Raw genomic sequence first — 19,604 nt, 5'->3', positions numbered from 1 at the left:
GAATTGAGTAATTCGCTTAAATGTCATAATAGTAACTTAATGAAAGGTGCTAACAAGTGTGTAAACGACCTTGTTAATATTAAATTTAAATATTGATAAAATTAGTTATAATAATTTATGTTCTATTAATGGGAGAAAGAAAATGTACACGTATAAATTACAAATTGATCAACCAATCTGCGCAGAAAAATTAAAGAAACTTTACGATTCTGTCGGTTGGTGGCCAGAAAGAAAAGAAATCGATATTGAAAAAATGTTAAAGAACAGTATAGCAATTGGGGTATGGAAAGAAAATGAGTTAATTGGTTTTGCTAGAGTTGTTTCAGATGGTGTTTTTCGGGCGTACATAGAAGATGTTGTTGTACATGGTAGTGTAAGAAATAAAGGTATTGGAGAGAAGATGCTTACAATGCTACTTGAAGAGATATCTCATATCGATATTGTGAGCCTATTTTGTGGAGAGAAACTTATAAAGTTTTATGGTCAACAACAATTTCAAGCGACGAAACAAATTGTGATGCATCGTAATCAAATAGTAAAAGAAATATGAGGTGTGAATGAGAATGAAGACAACAAGGGCGTATTGTTTATCGAAAAGAAAAGCGACAGAAGATTCTCCTGATGGTTGGAATGCAACATGTATGAGGCTTAATAATAAAATATTTGCGATATTGAACCATGAAGAAGGCGAAAAAGCGGCAATAACATTAAAATGTGATCCAGAACTTGCAATAAGAATAAGAGACGATTATCCAGATACAATCATTCCAGGATATCATATGAATAAAAAACATTGGAATACAGTGTATATACATAAAGATGTAGAACAGGAGCAAATTAATAAGATGATTGATTGGTCGTATAATTTAGTTCTACAGTCATTTTCAAAGAAAAAGCAGCAAGAGTTATTAGATTAATATGTATAAGGGGTGGATGTATTGAAAGACACGATCAAAGGTACATATGATAAATTAGCGAGTACATACAAAGAAAATCTAGATTTGGCTAATCCATATAACAGCTATTATGAAAGACCAGCGATGATGGAGATGATTCCAAAGAAATTAGAAGGGAAGAGTATACTAGATGCCGGATGTGCAGCTGGATGGTATACTTCTCAATTTGTAGAAAGAGGAGCAAATGTTACTGCAATTGACGTAAGTTCTGAAATGGTAAAAGCTGCAAAGGAAAGTATGGGGGATAAAGCAACGTTTCTTTGCCATGACTTGCAAGAAGTATTACCGTTTGAAGATCATACTTTTGATGTAATTGTAAGTTCGTTAACTCTTCATTACTTAGAAAATTGGAATCAAGTATTTCAGGAGTTTCGTCGAGTACTGAAGCCAGGTGGCGAATTTATATACTCCATTCATCATCCTTTTATGGACTTTACAAAGTTTACTTGTGAAAGTTATTTCGAAAAACAATTATTAGTAGATACTTGGGTTAAACCAAACATTACAATTGAAGTTGCATTTTTTAGAAGGTCACTTCAAGATATTATTAATGAAACAACAAATTATTTTATGTTAGAAAAAATGGTTGAACCGAGGCCAGTTGAAAAGATGAAAGAAGTAAATGAAAAATCTTATCACTATTTAAATACAAATCCACATTTTCTTATTGTTAAAGCAGTTAATAAATAGCTAGTAAAATGATTATATTTTACTAGCTATTTTGCAGTTTTAAATGATGAATTAGGAGTTTTGAAATGAATACGAAACGAAATAGACTACTATACGCAATGTTTACAATCCTTGTTATTATTTTAGGGCTTAGTTCAAGAAAGTTTGCTTTTGCGCTGCCGGCTCTATTAAATGATTATTTAGGTGATGCTTTATGGGCGTTAATGATTTTCATTGGATTCGGATTTTTATTTTCTAAAATAGAAACGAAGAAATTGGCTTTTATTAGCTTAATGTTTTGCTACGGGATTGAAGTGAGCCAATTATACCATGCTGAATGGATAGATAGTGTTCGTGCAACGACTTTAGGCGGACTCGTATTAGGTTATGGATTTTTGTGGAGTGATTTAGTTGCTTATACAATTGGTGTTGGGGTAGGAATGTTTTTTGAGTTTATGTTACGGAAGAAATAGGATAATCTGAAAAGGGGTATGTATTTATGAGAAAAATAATATTAATAGGTTCTGGTGGTTCAGGGAAATCTACATTAGCAAAAGAGTTAGGGAATAAACTAAATATTAAAGTACATCATCTTGATGCGTTATTTTGGAAACCAAATTGGGAGGGTGTACCGAAAGAGGAGCAAAGAGTTGTTCAAAATGAATTAGTTAAAGGAGAAAAGTGGATTATTGATGGGAATTATGGCGGGACGATGGACATAAGAATTAACGCAGCGGATACAATTATCTTTCTTGATATTCATAGAACAATATGTGTATATCGAGCTTTTAAAAGAGTTGTACAATATCGGAATAAAACAAGACCGGATATGGCGGCTGGATGTGAAGAAAGGTTTGACTTGCAATTTTTTAAATGGATATGGGAATATCCTAAAACGAAACGACCTTCAATTTTAAAGAGGCTAAATCAATTGAGTAAGGATAAAGACGTTATTATTTTAAAATCTTCAAATGAAGTAAGACAATTTTTAGAAAAGTAAGATACCATGAATAGTTAGATTATAAAAAGAAGTAACATGGGGGGATAGGATTGAAGAATAGATTCATAGGCCAGGTTGATTCTAATATGATGAAAGTTCCAGCGGGAAAAGTAGAATTAAGAGATGATCGAATTAAAAAAGAATGGCAAGTACAAATAAAACCATTTCTTCTTGCAAAGTATGTTGTAACGATGGAATTATATGATGCTATTACAAATAGTACATGTAATGATTATAAAAATAGCAATAAGCCAGTTGTAAATATTTCATGGAATGATGCCATTATGTTTTGTAATTTACTTTCAAAAAAAGCGGGATTAAAAGAATATTATTCTATTAGCGATCGTGGTCAAATTGTTAGTTGTAATTTAGATTCAAATGGTTATCGATTACCTTCAGAAGCAGAGTGGCAGTATGCGTGTAAAGCAGGAACGACTGGATACATATATGGAGAACTGAAAGAGATTGCTTGGTATAATGAAAATTCAGATGGACATATTCATGAGGTCGGAAAAAAAGAACCAAATGCATGGGGCTTGTATGATATGTTAGGAAATGTTTGGGAATGGTGCTATGATTTGTATGATGAAAAAGTGTATGGTTCGTACCGGATTTTTCGAGGCGGCAGTTGGGCTGAAGAAGCTAGAGGTTGTGGTGCGACTTGTCGCCGACGTAGCCATCCTACATTTCATATAGATGACCTTGGTTTTAGGCTTGCAAGGTCAATTTAATGAAAGAATAGTATATAACAAAGATTTTAGAGAGTATCCATATTCTTAACACGCTAGAATAGATTTGACTTAAGGAGTGTTTAAAGTGGCACGTGTTTTATTCATTAATACTGGATCAGAAGGGCATATAAATCCAACATTGCAAGTTGTAGAAGAATTAGTTTCGCGCGGGGAAGAGGTAGTTTATTTTTCAATAGAAGCTTTCAGAGAACGTATTGAAAAAACAGGGGCTATTGTAAGAACAATTGACGACCAAAGGTTTATAAAAGCATTTCTTTCCGGTGGTCGAAATTATTTGCAGGAAAGAATAAACGGTCTTTTACATACAGCAGATATTATTATACCAAGTGTTCTTGAACAAATTGAGGGAGAACATTTTGATTATATGATTCATGATTCGATGTTTGGCTGCGGGCAAATAATTGCTCAAATTCTCAATCTTCCTGCCATAAATTCCTGCACATCTTTTGCGCAGGATGAAAGATCATTTAAACAAATGTTAGACCACCTTTCTAAAAATATCCCGCTGGAAATTCAGGATAGAATACATAAAGATTTTCAAAACTTAACAAAAGGAATTGCAGAAAAATATAATGTAGAAATAAACTCACCGTATGAAGTTTTTTGTAATCCAGCATCACTCACTATTGTGTATACGATTAAAGAATTTCAACCTTTTGGTGATACGTTTGATGAAACATATAAATTTGTAGGCCCATCTATTTCTTCACAAGTAAAAAATGAAGACTTTGATTTTACTTCAATTGAAGAAAAAAGCCCAATTTATATTTCTCTAGGCACTGTTTTTAATGAAGCGCTTGATTTTTATAAACTCTGTATGAAGACGTTTGAAAATAGTGAGCATACTATTGTGATGTCTATTGGTAATAAAACGAAAATAAGTGATTTAGGTACTATTCCTAAAAACTTCATTGTGAAAAATTATGTACCACAAACGAAACTACTTACATATACAAAGCTATTTATTACACATGGCGGGATGAACAGTACACATGAAGGATTATATAACGGGATTCCACTCATTGTAATTCCACAAAGTGCAGATCAGCCAGTAATCGCAAAGCAAGTAGAGAATCTAGGAGCTGGAATTAAGTTGTCTATGAAAGAAGTAACGGTGGAACAACTACGTGAAAGTGTAGAACTTGTATTAAATAATCCATCATATAAAGAAGCTGCATTGAATTTAAAGGAGTCATTTCGAAAATCTGGTGGGTATAAACAAGCTGTTGATGAGATTTTTACATTTATAGGCAAGTAATAAATGGAAGATTATACATAAGAAGAGTGTCTATATGAAATGGTATAGACACTTTTCTGTTATATGAAGCGGAGAATCAATTATTTTGAAAGATTGAATATTCTGTTTTATAAATTCTGACCATAGTATTACGTGTTAGTAATGCTTTCACAGTTTCTGCACAACTTCTGCACGTGTTTTAGTGATTTCTATGTCATTATATATTCATTAAGTGAAATATTTCACATAAAAAGAAATATATTTTCACTGTGGTGTATGTATAACTAACACATACATCGATACAAGATTCTCTCTTGTTATTCTTTTACATCGAAGCCCACATACACTACGAAGTATAACAAGAAGGGGACAGGAACATGAATAATCGATTATTAAAACAACTAAAAAACATGAAAATGAACAAAAAAAGTCTAGGAGCTGTTGCATTAACAGCCGGAATTATTGGTACGACACTTATTCCTCAAAACACATACGCGCATGGTTTTGTTGAAAAGCCAGGCAGCCGATCTGCTTTATGTAGTCCATCTTATGGTGCACTAAATGTAAATTGCGGAAGTGTTATGTATGAACCACAAAGTTTAGAAGCTCCAAAAGGCTTCCCGCAAGGTGGCCCAGTTGATGGACAAATCGCTTCTGCAGGTGGTAAATTTGGTGGTGTTTTAGATCAACAAACAGACAATCGTTGGTTTAAAAATACAATCATAGGTGGGGAAAATACATTTACTTGGAAGTATACAGCGCCTCATTTAACGAGTAAATGGCATTACTATATTACAAAAAAAGGATGGAATCCCAATAAAGCGCTCACAAGAGCAGATTTTGAACCAATTGGAACTGTACAACATGATGGTTCTGCAGCCTCAAATCATTTAACTCACAAAATCAATGTACCTACTGATCGAAGTGGATATCATGTGATTTTAGCAGTATGGGATGTAGCTGATACTGCAAATGCATTTTATAATGTCATTGATATTAATCTCATCAATGACGTAAAACTAGATACAGAAGCTCCAAGTATTCCAAATGGAATTCAGGAACAAAAAGTAACAGCGCATAGTATAGAACTAGCATGGAACGCTTCTACGGATAATGTAGGGGTAAAAGGATATCAAATCTTCCGTAACGGAGAGATGATCGATACTGTACCGGGCACTCTTTTTATTGATAAAAAATTACAACCAAGCACGGAATATTCTTATACTGTAAAAGCAATTGACGCAGCTGGAAATGTTTCGAAAGAAAGTGCGGCGCTCAAAGTAAAAACAACAGTTGAGGTTCCTGATACAGAAGCACCAACACAACCAAAAGGATTACATAGTATGGGAACGACAGCGTCAAGTGTGGATTTAATGTGGAGTCCATCTGACGATAATATTGGTGTAGACCATTACGATATTTATAGAGAAACAAAAGGATCGATGAAAAAGATTGCAACATCCAATACGACTTCTTATATGGATAAAAATTTACTCTCCAATACTACTTATAAATATGTAGTGAAAGCTGTTGATGTAGCTGGAAATGAATCTGTACAGAGTGATATATTCACAATTACTACAAAAACTGAAAGCGCTTCATACGAAGAGTGGGATGCAACGAAAGCATATGAAAAGGGAGATAGAGTTCTATACGAGGGAAAAGTATATGAAGCAGTCCAGAGTTATAAAGGAAATGGGGATCCAAACTGGATTTATGCCTTATCATTATGGAAAACAGTATAAGCTTTACTAAGGTATGAACTAAGAGATAATGGGCTTTGATGCAAAAGGACATCTTGAGAATTCATTTTTCTATTAATAAAAAAGGGTAGTATATGAATACGTAAAGTAGTTTCATATACTACCCTTTTTATTATGATAACATTTTCGTCATAAGTATATGCGGAATGCCATCTTCCATAAATATATCAGAAGAAGTTTGATAGTCTAATTTTTTATAAAATCCTTCAGCTTGTGTTTGACCGTGTAGCTTCACTTTTGTAACTTGTTTGTTACGAGCAATTTCTTCTAACGTTTGAATGATGACTTTACCTAATCCGTATGTACGATAATCTTTTAAAATACAAATACGTTCTAATTTTCCGACACCATCAACAAATCGTATACGACCTGTACCAACAGGAAGCTCATTATAATAAACTAAAATATGTTTACATTTCTCACCGATTTCATCGAATGTATCGAATTCATCTGCAAGAGGGACACCTTGTTCTTTTACAAATACTTCTTTTCGAATATGAAAGGCAGTTTCTAAATCAGTAAGTTCTGTTATAAGTTTGAATTGCAAAATGTTCAGTCCTTTCTAGTGTAATCAGCTTGTGTTTTCATAGTATATCATAATGAAGCGCTATTAAGAGAAGAAGAACATACTAAAAAGCCAACTTTAAAAAGTCAGCTTTTATTACAATTCCTTTATCCCATTTTTAGTGCCGATAATTGCTTTACTCGTCATACTTATAAACAAACCTGTTTCAACTACACCAGTAATCATTTTTAATTGGGTGTGTAAATGGGCAGGATTAGTTATGTTATGAGGAAATACACAATCAATAATTATGTTATTGTTATCGGTAATAAACGTTTCATTATTTTTTAAACGTAACGTTGTTTGACAACCTAACGCTTGAATTTTACTTTCTGTTTGTTTCCATGAAAAAGGTATAATTTCAACAGGTAATGGGAAAGTACCTAAGCGTGTCACAACTTTTGATTCATCAGTGATAATTATAAGTTCTTTCGAGGAGGAGGCTACAATTTTCTCTCGTAGTAATGCACCACCGCCGCCTTTAATAAGCTGTAAATTAGGATCAATTTCATCAGCTCCATCAATTGTAAGATCAAGACTTTGTACGTCGTTTAACGAAATCAATGGGATATTTAATTGCTGTGCTAATGCCTCTGTTTCCTTTGATGTCGGTACAGCTTGAAATAATAACCCTTCTTTTACACGATCACCTAATTTTTGAATCGTCCAATATACAGTTGAACCTGTGCCAAGCCCAACTGTCATTCCATTTTTTACAAAGTTTGCAGCATATTCACCTGCGAGTTGTTTTAGATTCATCGCTTTATTCCGCTGGACGTGGTCCAGCATCAAGACCTGAATTCTCAACTGTAAGTACCGGACGAACGACTAAATCTTTATGTACACGCATTTGACAAGATAATCGTAAATGATCCTCAATCCCTTTTTCCGTCATCGCATTTTTTTCATTCGCACTCGCTTCACAAAAATCACCCGCTATAATTTCTACTCTACAAGTTGTGCAACGTGCTTTTCCGCCGCAACGATGGAGTATGTTTACACCGTTGTCTTCAATCGCTAATACTAATTTTGTGCCTTCTTTTACATCAAAAGTTCCTGCACCTTCAATTGTTAATTTTGGCAAAATTGTTCCTCCTCACGTAAAATTGTACATAACATATTTATGACCGCGAATTCTTGAACATAAACATAATTTTTTTATATGCCCCGTAACTTTTTTATTTGTTGAATCGTTAATTAAGTAAGCGCTGAAAAGGAGTGGTTATTTTGTGCACAAAAGTAACTCATATTTTAAAAAATCATATCGATATGAATCATTCAAATATAAACTCGTTAATTGAGCAATATGGAGAATTGAAAAGGTACTGTACATTTTTAACGAAAAACAAATGGGACGGCGAAGATCTTGCCCAAGAAACAGTTTGTAAAGTTCTTCAAAAATATGGTGATAAAGATATTTGTATGACGCTTGTATATAAAATAGCTAGAAATCGTTGGTTAGATCAAATAAAGTCAAAATCAGTTCATGAAAAAATAAGAGATCAAATTACTTTTGAAGAACCACATGAAAAAATTGCGGATTTGCATGAAATGGTAGGGAAAGTATTATTTTCATTAAATGTACAGCAATCCGCAATTTTATTATTAAAGGATGTTTTTCAATATAGTATCGCTGATATTGCCAAAGTATGTTCCGTATCGGAAGGGGCAGTGAAAGCTTCTTTATTTCGGAGTAGAAATAGGCTGAAAACTGTAAGTGAAGAAGGGATTGAGATAGTCGAATTCACAGATGATATTGAAGTTGTAGTAACGTCTATTCGTGAAGAAAGGCCGGAATTATTAACCAAACTTCTTCCGACAATTGATTTTACTAAGTTACCATCTAAACAGCCAGTCTTATTATTTAATGCGAAAAACCCTTCTTCCTACAGTTGTATGCTTTGCGCGGCATAACAATTATTGGAGGGATTTAAAATGAATGCAATTCCATATGTAGTAGAACAAACGAAATTAGGAGAACGTTCCTATGATATATATTCAAGGTTATTAAAAGACCGAATTATTATAATCGGTTCAGAGATTAATGATCAGGTTGCGAGCAGTGTAGTAGCGCAATTATTATTTTTAGAAGCGGAAGACGCAGAGAAAGATATATTCCTGTATATTAATAGTCCTGGCGGCTCAACGACAGCGGGATTTGCAATATTAGATACAATGAATCTTATTAAACCGGATGTGCAAACGCTTTGTATGGGCTTAGCAGCATCATTTGGTGCCCTTTTACTATTAGCTGGCGCAAAAGGAAAAAGATTTGCGCTTCCTAATAGTGAAATCATGATTCATCAGCCACTTGGCGGTGTAAAAGGGCAAGCAACAGAAATCGAAATTACAGCAAAAAGAATATTGAAATTAAAGCATGACATTAATCAAATTATTGCTGACAGAACAGGAAAGCCAATCGAAAAAATAGCACATGATACGGAAAGAGATTATTTTATGACAGCAGAGGAAGCTAAAGAATATGGGATTGTTGATGGGGTCGTTGAGAAAAAATAACATAAAACAGGCTAGAGAATATGCTAATTCTCTAGCCTGTTTTTTAATCTTTAATCCATTCATCAACTAACGATTGATTCTTTTTAATCCAATTTCGAGCAGCTTCTTCTGGATCTTTCGTTTTATTTAACATGACCATTAATGTACCAAGCTGTTCATCGTTCATTTTCCATTTATCAAAGTATTTCACGATATCCGGGTGATCTTTTTCGAAACCTTTACGAACAGAGTAATAAATGTCATCTTTTTCACCATATACTTTCTTAGGGTCTTTTAAATATTTTAAGTCAAATTCTGAAAAGCCCCAATGCGGATTCCAAAGCGTAACAGCGATTGGTTTCTTTTTCGTATATGCTTTCTTTAGTTCACTCATCATCGCCGCTTCAGAAGATTGGACAAGTTTTAGTTTAATATCATATTCCTTCATGGCTTTATTCGTTAAATTCATAAGACTACTACCGGGTTCGATACCGACAATTTTGTTATCTAGTTCATCTTTATGAGCATTTAAATCCTCGATACTATTTATGTTTTTCATATAAGAAGGTACGACAAGGCCAAGTCCAGTACCTTCATACCATTTTGATTTTAAGACAATATCATCTTTATAACGATCGTTTAGCGGTTTATCCGTAACGGGTAGCCATACTTCTAAATTAGCATCAACATCACCACGAGCGACACCAGTCCAAATCGCCGCTTTTTCTAAATACATGAGTTCAACTTTGTAGCCTTTTTGTTCTAATAAAACTTTCCACATGTTTGCTGTTGCAATGTTTTCTTTCCAACTTGTTACACCAAGTTTAATTTTTCCTTTCGAATTTGCATTTGTTGCATTACATGAAGTGAAAATCATAGTAATAAATAATGCAAGGCATATAAGCCATATTTTCTTTCTCATTGAAAACCTCCTAAGAAACGTTTGCCTTTTTAAATAAATGTATAAGTAAGCATTCTTATTATGAACGGAAACGAGAATTTTAAAGAAATCTTATGAATGTCATTTTTATGTAATATTTCTTTGTAAAATCGCAACACTATGTGAATAGATGGGTAGAAAAGGAGTAGTGACATGGATAATACAAAGGTGCGTGTTGAAAACGTAACAAAAGTATTTGGGAAACACCCGCAAAGAGCCCTTACCTTATTAAAAGAGGGAAAAAGTAAATCAGAAATTTTGAAAGAGACAGGAATGAACGTTGGTGTGAAAAAGGCAACGTTTGAAGTATATACTGGAGAAATTTTTGTAATTATGGGTTTATCTGGTAGTGGGAAATCTACGTTAGTTCGTATGTTAAACCAATTAATTAGACCAACAGCGGGGCATATATACATAGATGGTGAAGACATCGCAACGATGGGAAAAGAAGAGTTACGAAGAGTGAGAAGAACGAAGATGAGCATGGTCTTCCAGAAATTCGCTCTATTCCCGCATCGTACTGTTTTGCAAAACGTGGCATACGGATTAGAAATACAAGGAGTACCAGTAGAGGAACGAGAGAGAAAGGCGTTAGAGTCTTTGAAATTAGTTGGCCTAGACCATCATAAAGATAATTATCCAAGTCAACTGAGTGGTGGTATGCAGCAGCGTGTTGGCATTGCAAGAGCGCTTACGAACGATCCGGATGTTTTACTTATGGATGAGTCATTTAGTGCGTTAGATCCACTTATTCGAAAAGAAATGCAAGATGAGCTATTAGAGTTACAAGACAAAATGGAAAAAACAATTATTTTTATTACGCATGATTTAGATGAAGCCCTTCGAATTGGTGATCGAATTGCGTTAATGAAAGACGGTGAAGTTGTCCAAATTGGAACACCGGAAGAAATTATGATGAGTCCTGCCAATGAGTTTGTAGAGAAGTTCGTGGCGGACGTGAATTTAGGAAAAGTAATTACGGCGGAATCTATATTAAAACGACCAGAGACATTATTAATTGATCGGGGACCACGTGTAGCACTTCAAATTATGAGGAACGCCGGGGTTTCTACTGTTTATGTAGTTAATAAAAAGTATGAGTTTTTAGGTATATTAACTGCGGATGATGCAAGTAAAGCAGTTCAAAAACAGTGGCCGATTGCTGATTTATTACTTAACGATATTCCGCATGTTTATTTAGATACTTTACTAGAGGAAACGTATGCAAAAATGGCGGAGATGAAATATCCGTTACCAGTAATCGATGAGAAAAAAAGGCTAAGAGGAATTATTAAACGTGAAAGTGTCATTCAAGCTCTTGCAGGTAATATTGAGGAAGAGGTGAAAGACGATGAATAGTATACCACGTATTCCTTTAGGGGAATGGGTCGACTCATTTGTTGCAAGTTTATATGAGCACCTTGAAGGATTATTCCGAGGATTCTCTTATATTATCGGTGGATTCGTTGATTTACTCACTAATTTTTTAACAATAATACCGGCCATATTGATGATTATTATCCTTTGTTTCCTCATTTGGTACACAACGAGAAAGGTATCTTTAATTATTTTTACACTGATCGGTTTATTATTTATTTTAAATATTAACTACTGGGCACAGACGATGCAAACATTAGCACTTGTACTTACGTCTGTTATTATTTCAATTATTGTAGGAATCCCAATCGGAATTTTAGCTTCTCAAAATGAACGCTTCTCAAAATTTTTAAAACCGACATTAGACTTTATGCAAACAATGCCGGCTTTCGTATATCTTATTCCTGCAATTACATTTTTCGGAGTAGGTGTAGTGCCTGGGATTATCGCATCCGTAATCTTTGCAATGCCACCGACAATTCGTTTTACTGACTTAGGAATTAGACAAGTTCCAGAAGATTTAATTGAAGCAGCGAATGCGTTTGGCTCTACCGCATCACAAAAATTATTTAAAGTACAATTACCACTCGCAACTGGAACAATCATGGCTGGTGTGAACCAAAGCATTATGCTTTCGTTATCGATGGTAGTAACAGCATCTCTTGTAGGAGCACCAGGTCTTGGAGTTGATGTATACCGCTCTGTAACACAAGTTAATATCGGAATGGGATTTGAAGCTGGACTTGCTATCGTTGTTATTGCGATTATATTAGACCGGATTACACAAGGGTTTCATCAAAAAAGAAGATAAAACGAAAACACACTTTATTATACAAAGTGTGTTTTTTGTTTGAAAAAATTACATACGAACAATAACAGAATCGCCAGTAGGTGCACAAACTTGGTTTTGCTGTTATTTCATTGAATTAATTTTTCGATGAATAAAGATATGTTTATTTAATAGCGACTTGAGAATCTCTCCTTAAGAAAAGGATTATGTGGTGGAAAAGTATAAGTAATAAAGTGCATTTTTTGGAAATTATTAAATGGAATAGCGAATATATTAGGAGACAGCGACGTCATGTAAATGGATATTATTAGGGGGTAAATGATGGGAGGAGATGTAATTTTGGCTAAAAATAATAAAAATGATGCTTTGGTAATAGGTGTTGGTATAGGGGTTGTAATTGGTGTATTCCAAGGTTATTTTACTAATAATTTAGTAATCGGAATTGTGATTGGAATTGTAATTGGATTTGCGGTTTTGAAGAAATAATGAGAGGTAAATTCATTTCAAAAATTGTTGTATAAAAAGAATGAATTTTAGGAATATAAATCCTATTTTTCCTTTTTTTATGATATTATAAATGAAAAGGATGGTGATGGATATGTCAAAAAATAATCAAGAAGAACAAAACTGCTTCATTTGTGAAAAACATAAAGGAAACATTAAAGTTCCAGGTGGAGCTATTTACGAAGATGAACTCGTTTACATTGGACATGTTCACTGGGATAGCGAAGAAACATATCTTGGTTATGTAATGATAGATATAAAAAGACATGTACCTGGTCTTGCTGAACTAACAGATGAAGAAGCGAAAAGGTTCGGACTTATAACAAGTAGAGTAAGTAAAGCGCTAAAAGAAAGTGAAGGTGCAGAACATATTTACACTTTTGTTTCAGGGAACGGTGTACCACATATGCATATGCACATTATACCGCGTTATGCAAATACACCAAAAGAGTTTTGGTCACCGACTGAAGTAGCGAAATGGACTGGTGCACCATATGGTGACGCAGCGAAAATCAAAAAACTATGCGAAAGAATACGAGAGTATATGGTGAATGAGTATGCATACAACAAATAATAGACAATATGCATGGGTTGGAAGTAGGAAAATGTGTTTAGACGAAGTTTCAGTAAAACAATATGGTGACATCGTGCTCGGTACATATGGCGGGAATATAAGCGCCGGAGCAAAAAAGAATGAAGATGGGGCTTTAGTTTGGTCGAATGGTGATTGGGAATTTGCAGTTATTTTGGACGGACATAATAGTGCAGAAAGTGTTGATTTAGTAGTAAATACAATTCAAAAAGAATATGAAAATATAAAAGAAATGATGAATGAATCGATTGATACAGTATTTCGATCTTTTGAAAATCATATTCTTACTACCTTTCAATCTTCTTCATTTAAGGAAAAGTGTCAAAGAATTAAAGGTGAAACAGCTTGCTTACTATGTGTAAGAAAAGAAAATTATATATGGTGGCTATCTATTGGAGACTGTTTAGTTTATGTATTTCATGAAGAGTTACATAAGTTAGGACAATATGCGTTAAATCAACGTCATTTTTACGAATGGATTGGAAATGTAAACACATTTGATTTACCTGTTCCTTGTTATTCAACAGGCATTCGTGAATTACGTAATGGAAAGAATCGAATTGTAATGGTCACAGATGGGGTATTAGAATGCGGAGAACGGCGGTATGAAACTCCTGTAAATCTGTATAGTGATATGAATAGAAATGATATAAAACTTGAAGAAAGTGTTCATCATGTATTAGAGCACGTTCATCATCAATTCGGACGCGATAGTGCGACCGTTATTTGTTGGGACATTGATAATAAAGGAGAGGCTATGTATCCGAGTGATCAGCCAGATAAAAGGTAAAGGAGGAGACATCACTGTTTTTAGTTAAAGTAATTTTATTAGTATTATGGATCATATTTGTAGTTATTTTGGAAAAAGTAGTGAGAAAAAAATTAAATATACCGAAACAAACTGACTGGAATAGTAAATATGTAAACAGCGCTCATAAATGGGGGACTAGGGCTCTTATCATTTCTTATATAATTGTTACGATGATATGTGCCACTTTAAATCCTATTTATATTAGTAATTTACCCATTTTATTTTTAATAACTTTATACTGCTTTCAATCATATATGGAGTGGAAATTTGATAAAGAATCGAGGGAATATGTCATTTCTTTAGGAACGGTTCCACTATTAATAATAACAGGAATTATGTTTAATCTTTTCTTTTATAGTTATTGGATTTAATCATATGTGGAATGAACGGATTGACAAAATGAAAATACTTAAATTACGTGCTGAAGTAATGATTTTAAATGAAGATCATTCTGAAGTACTTGTACAATGTGATTTAAATAAAACATTTTATCGTTTTCCAGGCGGTTCTATTGAATTTGGTGGAACAGCAAAAGAAGCAATAATACGAGAATTAATGGAAGAATACGATTTGAAGATTGATGTTTAAGAATTAGCCGTTGTAAATGAGCATATTTTCGAGTGGAACAACGAAAAAGGACATCATTGTACATTGATACATTGGGGAACTGTTAAAGAGATAATTACAAATGAAATAAGGCATAAAGAACATGAAGATATTAAATTAACTTGGAAAAGTATAAATGAGCTAAAGGAGAAGCCCACATATCCTGAAGGAATTGTAAGTTATTTAGAAGAGGATAACTGTAATATAGTTCACTTTATTACTAAAGATAAATAAAGTAATAGGAGGGATAGCAATGGGTATTTCTACAATTTTGCTTATTATTATTGGACTTGGTATAGGTGGTTACTTTATAGAACAGTTTTTAAGAAGAAAATTAAATATGGAGAAAAGAGGCTTTTTTGAATATAAGCATGTGAATAGTTTACATGTAAAATTAGAAATAGGGCTTATTATTATTTATGTAATAAGTAGTTGTTATTATATGTTTAAATTTGAGAACGCTAAAATGACTTATGTCATGTTCACTTATTTAGGGATATCATGGACTTTAAGAGCATGGATGGAATGGAAATATGATAGAAAATCAAAAGAATATATACTTTCAATAATGGGAATGGTTTCTTTTATATTGATGCTCTCGATACTATTTCATTTCGTTCCACTTGCAACGTAAAACTTTAATAATGGAATGTAAGAGATATAAGGGGATGGGTTAGTTTGGATTTAGACTTAATTTTAAAATGGGCTCAAGAAAAATGTACGGAACAATCACTTCTAATAATAGGTATTGATGGCTGTGGCGGTGCAGGTAAAAGTACGTTAGCTAATAAAATAAAAAGTAATTTTTCAACTGTAACGATTGTTCATATGGATGATTTTTATTTACCATCTACAAAGATTGTAAATGAAAATCCTACGAATAAATCGATTGGTGCAGATTTTGATTGGAAACGCCTTTTACAAGAAGTTTTAGATCCAATTAGTAATGGTGTTGAAGGATGTTATAAACGTTACGATTGGGAAACCGATTCTTTAGTGGAATCTCTTATTGTCCCTGCAAACGGAATTGTTATTATAGAAGGTGTATATGCAACACGTCAGGAGCTAGCTGAAGTGTATGATTTGAAAATATGGGTGAATTGTACTCGTGAAACACGGATAAAAAGAGGGATTGCTAGAGACGGGGAAGCTGCGCGCGATATGTGGGAAAACAATTGGATGATTGCTGAAGATATGTATGTAGAAAGTCATAAACCACATGAATTTGCAGATTTTATTATTGATAGTACAAATAATGAAATAACTAATAAATAAGAAACCATCTACTGCTAAATGGTTTCTTATTTATTTAAGCATTTATTTTAGCTAAAATAGATGTAACGAAATTTGTTTTATCCTCTGCATATTGGTGTTTATCATTAGGATTAGCTTGTGAAAGTTGAATTTTTAACTTTTTATACTGTATTCGAGAAATTTTATTGTCTATTAAGTAATCTCTGAATTGTAATTGTTCAGTTAAATATTTATTTCCTTGTTCATACATATGAATTTGATGAGTTCTTGGCTCACCTTTATTAAAATAATATCGTTCAGGCAATACATCTTTTCTATATTTATAGTTTAGTAGTTCTAACTTTTTAATACAATGTATACCGTCCCTATAATTTTCTAGTTCGATTGCTATATCAATAATTGGCTTTGCACTTAAATGTGGAATAGAAGTACTACCAATATGGTGTATCGCTAAAATATGTTCGCCAATTTGTTCCTCAATGAATTGTTTCTCCTTTACAAATTCAATTGCCCACTCTGCAGTCCACGGAACTAAAAACACTTTACCATAGGGTAAACCTAACATTTAATTAGCACCTCTTTCAAAATGGTTTTTAATAAAGGGAATTACATCTTCTTAAAACTTCTCAAAACAAGGTATTCCCACAATCTCCAAGGAAGAATCTTCTTTGCTAAGATCATATATTTTACACCTTTTCCAATTGGGTGCCGTAATGTTGTGCGCTTAGCTTCAGCAATTTCTACAATTTTATTAGCAACATCTATTGGATTACCAAATGTATCAATGCCGCTATTAATATGTTTTTGTATTTTGTCCATATATTCTTTGTAAGGAGAAGTAGTATCAGATTGGTTTGTAGCTAGTTGTTTACCAACTTCCCATATATTCGTGTTATAAGAACCAGGTTCCACTAAAGCAACATCTATTCCGAACGGTTTTACTTCTAAACGAAGGGATTCACTCCATCCTTCTAATGCATGTTTTGAAGAAACGTAAGGAGATAGACCAGGGAATCCAACTTGGCCACTAATGCTACTTATATTAATAATTTTCCCTCTATGTTGTTCTCTCATAAATGGTAAAACAAGCTGAGTGATCGATATAGCACCAAAAAGATTCGTTTCAAATTGTTTGCGATATTCCTCTACTGGAATTTCTTCTACAAAGCCACCATTAGCATATCCTGCATTATTAATAAGAAGGTTTACTCTGTTTATTTTTTTTAAAAATAATTGGAAATTATGTATAGAGTTTTGATCGGTTACATCTAATTGTTGAATTTTAATGTTTTGCTGTAAGTTGAGTTGAGTAGCTTGAGATACTAAGTTCACTTGTTTTTCAAGGTTCCTCATTGTAGCAATAACTAAATAGTCTTTTTTCGCAAGTTCAATTGTTGTTAAAAGACCGAATCCACTTGAAGCCCCGGTTATAACTGCGATTTTTTTATTCATTTTTTGCTCGCTTTCTTTTTCTTTTATCATAACGAGTTATGATAAGAAAATCTATTATTCTTACATTCGTTTTGAGAGCATTACCCGTTGATTCTATATTCTATGAGATTTTTAAAAGAGGAAATTATACGGACTCAGCGTATATAGAGAAGTGAGTATGAATACGTTTATGAAATGAGGGAAGAATAATGGCCCATGTGAAGGATGTATTAGCAGATCAATTGTTGGCGAATGCAAACGATCCCAGTTGGTATATTCCATTTTCAGATGCAGTGAAAGATCTATCTGAGAGAGAAGCTTTCTGGAAACCGAATGAAGAGAGTAATAGTATAGCTGAAATTGTACAACATTTACTGTATTGGAACTCAACGTGGCAAACTAGGTATAAAGAATCAAGTGTGAATGCCGTGCCTGCTATTGGTGATAATAACAAAAGTTTTATGCTTTCAGATAATCAAACATTTGAAGAATTAAGAGAAAAGCTATTAGAGAAGTTGTTGCAATGGCAAAACCTCATAAGTGAAGAGCAGGTTGAAAGTGATGTAATCGGATTTCCTGTAAGTGCGAAGTGGTGGGAAATATTAAGTAATGTAACAACTCATAATGCTTATCATATTGGTCAAATTATTTATATCCGTAAGTTACACAAGAACTTTGATAATGAATAAAATAATAATTTTCAAATTAGGTGAACAAAAGTGGACAAAACGAGACAGCTGTCTCATTTTGTCCACTTTTTTATTTTGAAAGAAAAGAGAAAACCTATTAAATCAAGGATTAGAATTTGGCACAGTACTTGCAATATAAAAGATGAACAAGAAAATAGGAGGGCTGGACATGTTAAAAACAACTGAAAGTAAAGGGAATGAAATTACGAAAGAACAAGCTCGTTGGATGTACGAAAAAATGTTAGAGATTCGTAAGTTTGAAGATAAGGTGCATGAATTGTTCGCACAAGGCGTTCTGCCAGGTTTCGTTCATTTATACGCAGGTGAAGAAGCGGTAGCAGTTGGTGTATGTGCCCACTTAACGGATAGTGACAGTATTACAAGTACACATAGAGGTCATGGGCATTGTATCGCAAAAGGTTGTGATTTAAATGGTATGATGGCTGAACTTTTCGGGAAAGCGACAGGGTTATGTAAAGGTAAAGGCGGATCCATGCATATTGCCGATTTAGATAAAGGAATGCTTGGTGCAAATGGAATTGTAGGTGGCGGTTTCCCGCTTGCTTGCGGTTCGGCATTAACAGCTAAATATAAAGGAACGAGAGATGTAAGTGTTTGTTTCTTCGGTGACGGAGCAAATAATGAAGGAACTTTCCATGAAGGAGTTAATTTAGCGGCGATTTGGAAGTTACCAGTTATTTTTATCGCTGAAAATAACGGTTACGGTGAAGCAACAACATTCGAATATGCATCAAGCTGTGATTCTATTGCTGATCGTGCAAAAGCTTATAACATTCCAGGTGTTCAAGTCGATGGAAAAAATCTACTTGCAGTATATAAAGCCGCAGAAGAAGCGGTAGAACGTGCGCGTAATGGCGGTGGTCCAACAATAATTGAATGTATGACATATCGTAACTATGGTCATTTCGAGGGTGAAGCACAAACATATAAAACTGCGGAGGAAAAAGAAAAACATTTAAATGAAATAGATGCGATTGTGAATTTCCGTAAACATTTAATTCATGAAGGTTTATTAACAGAATCTGAACTTGTTGATATGGAGAAAGCAGTAGATGATGCAGTAGAAAGATCAATTGAATTTAGTGAAAATAGTCCATATCCAGACGATGAAGAATTATTAAAAGATGTATACGTTTCTTACAAATAAGAGG

At 33.7% G+C, this 19,604-nt stretch carries 26 protein-coding genes and 1 pseudogene; 21 read left to right on the top strand and 6 right to left on the bottom strand.

Features of this window, described 5'->3' with window-relative positions; all coding sequences use genetic code 11:
* Nucleotides 1–142: 142 nt before the first annotated feature.
* The 8 genes from ATN06_RS14045 to ATN06_RS14010 all read left to right on the top strand — a co-directional run bounded on the left by ATN06_RS14045 (nt 143) and on the right by ATN06_RS14010 (nt 6,359).
* Nucleotides 143–550: a GNAT family N-acetyltransferase gene (locus ATN06_RS14045; RefSeq protein WP_060631150.1), complete on the top strand. Its 408-nt coding sequence runs from the start codon at nt 143–145 to the stop codon at nt 548–550.
* Nucleotides 551–563: 13 nt separating this feature from the next.
* Nucleotides 564–917 carry an MmcQ/YjbR family DNA-binding protein gene (locus ATN06_RS14040; RefSeq protein WP_060631149.1) on the top strand — a complete coding sequence of 118 codons (354 nt, stop codon included), beginning with the start codon at nt 564–566 and terminating at the stop codon, nt 915–917.
* A gap of 21 nt (nt 918–938) precedes the next feature.
* Nucleotides 939–1,646, top strand: a complete 708-nt coding sequence (locus ATN06_RS14035; protein WP_060631148.1) for a class I SAM-dependent methyltransferase — start codon at nt 939–941, stop codon at nt 1,644–1,646.
* Nucleotides 1,647–1,711: 65 nt separating this feature from the next.
* Entirely contained in the window at nt 1,712–2,098 is a 387-nt protein-coding gene (locus tag ATN06_RS14030; RefSeq protein WP_060631147.1) for a ribosomal maturation YjgA family protein, read from the top strand.
* A 26-nt stretch (nt 2,099–2,124) separates the two neighbouring features.
* Nucleotides 2,125–2,625, top strand: coding sequence for a DNA topology modulation protein (locus ATN06_RS14025; RefSeq protein ID WP_060631146.1), 501 nt, complete (start codon nt 2,125–2,127; stop codon nt 2,623–2,625).
* 86 nt (nt 2,626–2,711) lie between these two features.
* Nucleotides 2,712–3,356 carry a formylglycine-generating enzyme family protein gene (locus ATN06_RS14020; RefSeq protein ID WP_060633144.1) on the top strand — a complete coding sequence of 215 codons (645 nt, stop codon included), beginning with the start codon at nt 2,712–2,714 and terminating at the stop codon, nt 3,354–3,356.
* A gap of 85 nt (nt 3,357–3,441) precedes the next feature.
* The gene (locus ATN06_RS14015; RefSeq protein WP_060631145.1) at nt 3,442–4,635 is read left to right on the top strand and encodes a macrolide family glycosyltransferase; all 1,194 of its coding nucleotides are present in this window, start codon (nt 3,442–3,444) and stop codon (nt 4,633–4,635) included.
* A gap of 356 nt (nt 4,636–4,991) precedes the next feature.
* Entirely contained in the window at nt 4,992–6,359 is a 1,368-nt protein-coding gene (locus tag ATN06_RS14010) for a lytic polysaccharide monooxygenase (protein WP_060631144.1), read from the top strand.
* A gap of 130 nt (nt 6,360–6,489) precedes the next feature.
* Here ATN06_RS14010 and ATN06_RS14005 read toward each other — a convergent pair whose 3' ends face one another.
* The 3 genes from ATN06_RS14005 to ATN06_RS13995 form a co-directional block, all read right to left on the bottom strand.
* The gene (locus ATN06_RS14005) at nt 6,490–6,924 is read right to left on the bottom strand and encodes a GNAT family N-acetyltransferase (RefSeq protein WP_060631143.1); all 435 of its coding nucleotides are present in this window, start codon (nt 6,922–6,924) and stop codon (nt 6,490–6,492) included.
* A 114-nt stretch (nt 6,925–7,038) separates the two neighbouring features.
* On the bottom strand, nt 7,039–7,701 hold the full coding sequence (rpiA, locus tag ATN06_RS14000; RefSeq protein WP_060631142.1) for a ribose-5-phosphate isomerase RpiA: 663 nt from the start codon (nt 7,699–7,701) through the stop codon (nt 7,039–7,041).
* A 4-nt stretch (nt 7,702–7,705) separates the two neighbouring features.
* Complete coding sequence (locus ATN06_RS13995) at nt 7,706–8,026, bottom strand: 2Fe-2S iron-sulfur cluster-binding protein (RefSeq protein ID WP_060631141.1); 321 nt, start codon at nt 8,024–8,026, stop codon at nt 7,706–7,708.
* A 143-nt stretch (nt 8,027–8,169) separates the two neighbouring features.
* Between ATN06_RS13995 and ATN06_RS13990 the strand changes: the two genes are divergently transcribed.
* Nucleotides 8,170–8,856, top strand: a complete 687-nt coding sequence (locus ATN06_RS13990; protein WP_060631140.1) for an RNA polymerase subunit sigma-70 — start codon at nt 8,170–8,172, stop codon at nt 8,854–8,856.
* A gap of 21 nt (nt 8,857–8,877) precedes the next feature.
* Entirely contained in the window at nt 8,878–9,459 is a 582-nt protein-coding gene (gene clpP, locus ATN06_RS13985) for an ATP-dependent Clp endopeptidase proteolytic subunit ClpP (protein ID WP_060631139.1), read from the top strand.
* Between the two features lie 43 nt (nt 9,460–9,502).
* Here the strand turns inward: clpP and ATN06_RS13980 are convergent, their stop codons facing one another.
* Nucleotides 9,503–10,360 carry a glycine betaine ABC transporter substrate-binding protein gene (locus ATN06_RS13980; protein ID WP_060631138.1) on the bottom strand — a complete coding sequence of 286 codons (858 nt, stop codon included), beginning with the start codon at nt 10,358–10,360 and terminating at the stop codon, nt 9,503–9,505.
* 171 nt (nt 10,361–10,531) lie between these two features.
* Here ATN06_RS13980 and ATN06_RS13975 point away from each other — a divergent pair, with 171 nt between their 5' ends.
* The 9 genes and pseudogenes from ATN06_RS13975 (at nt 10,532) to ATN06_RS13935 (ending at nt 16,333) form a co-directional block, all read left to right on the top strand.
* Complete coding sequence (locus tag ATN06_RS13975) at nt 10,532–11,737, top strand: quaternary amine ABC transporter ATP-binding protein (RefSeq protein WP_060631137.1); 1,206 nt, start codon at nt 10,532–10,534, stop codon at nt 11,735–11,737.
* The gene (locus ATN06_RS13970; RefSeq protein ID WP_001084768.1) at nt 11,730–12,566 is read left to right on the top strand and encodes an ABC transporter permease; all 837 of its coding nucleotides are present in this window, start codon (nt 11,730–11,732) and stop codon (nt 12,564–12,566) included. The genes ATN06_RS13975 and ATN06_RS13970 overlap by 8 nt, the downstream gene beginning before the upstream one ends.
* Before the next feature lie 300 nt (nt 12,567–12,866).
* Nucleotides 12,867–13,031: a hypothetical protein gene (locus ATN06_RS13965; protein ID WP_060631136.1), complete on the top strand. Its 165-nt coding sequence runs from the start codon at nt 12,867–12,869 to the stop codon at nt 13,029–13,031.
* Nucleotides 13,032–13,122: 91 nt separating this feature from the next.
* The gene (locus tag ATN06_RS13960; RefSeq protein ID WP_060631135.1) at nt 13,123–13,623 is read left to right on the top strand and encodes an HIT family protein; all 501 of its coding nucleotides are present in this window, start codon (nt 13,123–13,125) and stop codon (nt 13,621–13,623) included.
* The gene (locus tag ATN06_RS13955; protein ID WP_060631134.1) at nt 13,607–14,431 is read left to right on the top strand and encodes a PP2C family serine/threonine-protein phosphatase; all 825 of its coding nucleotides are present in this window, start codon (nt 13,607–13,609) and stop codon (nt 14,429–14,431) included. Before ATN06_RS13960 ends, ATN06_RS13955 begins: the two co-directional genes overlap by 17 nt.
* A gap of 68 nt (nt 14,432–14,499) precedes the next feature.
* Nucleotides 14,500–14,823 carry a DUF4181 domain-containing protein gene (locus tag ATN06_RS13950; protein WP_080449437.1) on the top strand — a complete coding sequence of 108 codons (324 nt, stop codon included), beginning with the start codon at nt 14,500–14,502 and terminating at the stop codon, nt 14,821–14,823.
* Between the two features lie 28 nt (nt 14,824–14,851).
* Nucleotides 14,852–15,292: pseudogene (locus ATN06_RS13945) on the top strand (NUDIX domain-containing protein).
* Between the two features lie 19 nt (nt 15,293–15,311).
* Nucleotides 15,312–15,692: a DUF4181 domain-containing protein gene (locus ATN06_RS13940; protein WP_060631132.1), complete on the top strand. Its 381-nt coding sequence runs from the start codon at nt 15,312–15,314 to the stop codon at nt 15,690–15,692.
* Nucleotides 15,693–15,736: 44 nt separating this feature from the next.
* Nucleotides 15,737–16,333, top strand: coding sequence for a uridine kinase family protein (locus tag ATN06_RS13935; RefSeq protein ID WP_060631131.1), 597 nt, complete (start codon nt 15,737–15,739; stop codon nt 16,331–16,333).
* Between the two features lie 34 nt (nt 16,334–16,367).
* Here ATN06_RS13935 and ATN06_RS13930 read toward each other — a convergent pair whose 3' ends face one another.
* Nucleotides 16,368–16,877: a GrpB family protein gene (locus tag ATN06_RS13930; protein ID WP_060631130.1), complete on the bottom strand. Its 510-nt coding sequence runs from the start codon at nt 16,875–16,877 to the stop codon at nt 16,368–16,370.
* A gap of 41 nt (nt 16,878–16,918) precedes the next feature.
* Nucleotides 16,919–17,764: an oxidoreductase gene (locus ATN06_RS13925; RefSeq protein WP_060633143.1), complete on the bottom strand. Its 846-nt coding sequence runs from the start codon at nt 17,762–17,764 to the stop codon at nt 16,919–16,921.
* Nucleotides 17,765–17,952: 188 nt separating this feature from the next.
* Between ATN06_RS13925 and ATN06_RS13920 the strand changes: the two genes are divergently transcribed.
* Together ATN06_RS13920 and acoA are read left to right on the top strand one after the other, a co-directional pair.
* On the top strand, nt 17,953–18,432 hold the full coding sequence (locus tag ATN06_RS13920; protein WP_060631129.1) for a DinB family protein: 480 nt from the start codon (nt 17,953–17,955) through the stop codon (nt 18,430–18,432).
* 169 nt (nt 18,433–18,601) lie between these two features.
* The gene (acoA, locus tag ATN06_RS13915; RefSeq protein WP_060631128.1) at nt 18,602–19,600 is read left to right on the top strand and encodes an acetoin:2,6-dichlorophenolindophenol oxidoreductase subunit alpha; all 999 of its coding nucleotides are present in this window, start codon (nt 18,602–18,604) and stop codon (nt 19,598–19,600) included.
* The last annotated feature ends 4 nt before the right edge of the window (nt 19,601–19,604 follow it).

The sequence above is a fragment of the Bacillus thuringiensis genome, assembly GCF_001455345.1.
GTDB classification, from domain to species: Bacteria; Bacillota; Bacilli; order Bacillales; family Bacillaceae_G; genus Bacillus_A; species Bacillus_A thuringiensis_N.
The sequence above is the reverse complement of the archived record's forward strand: the minus strand, read 5'-3'. Positions and strand labels throughout refer to the sequence as shown.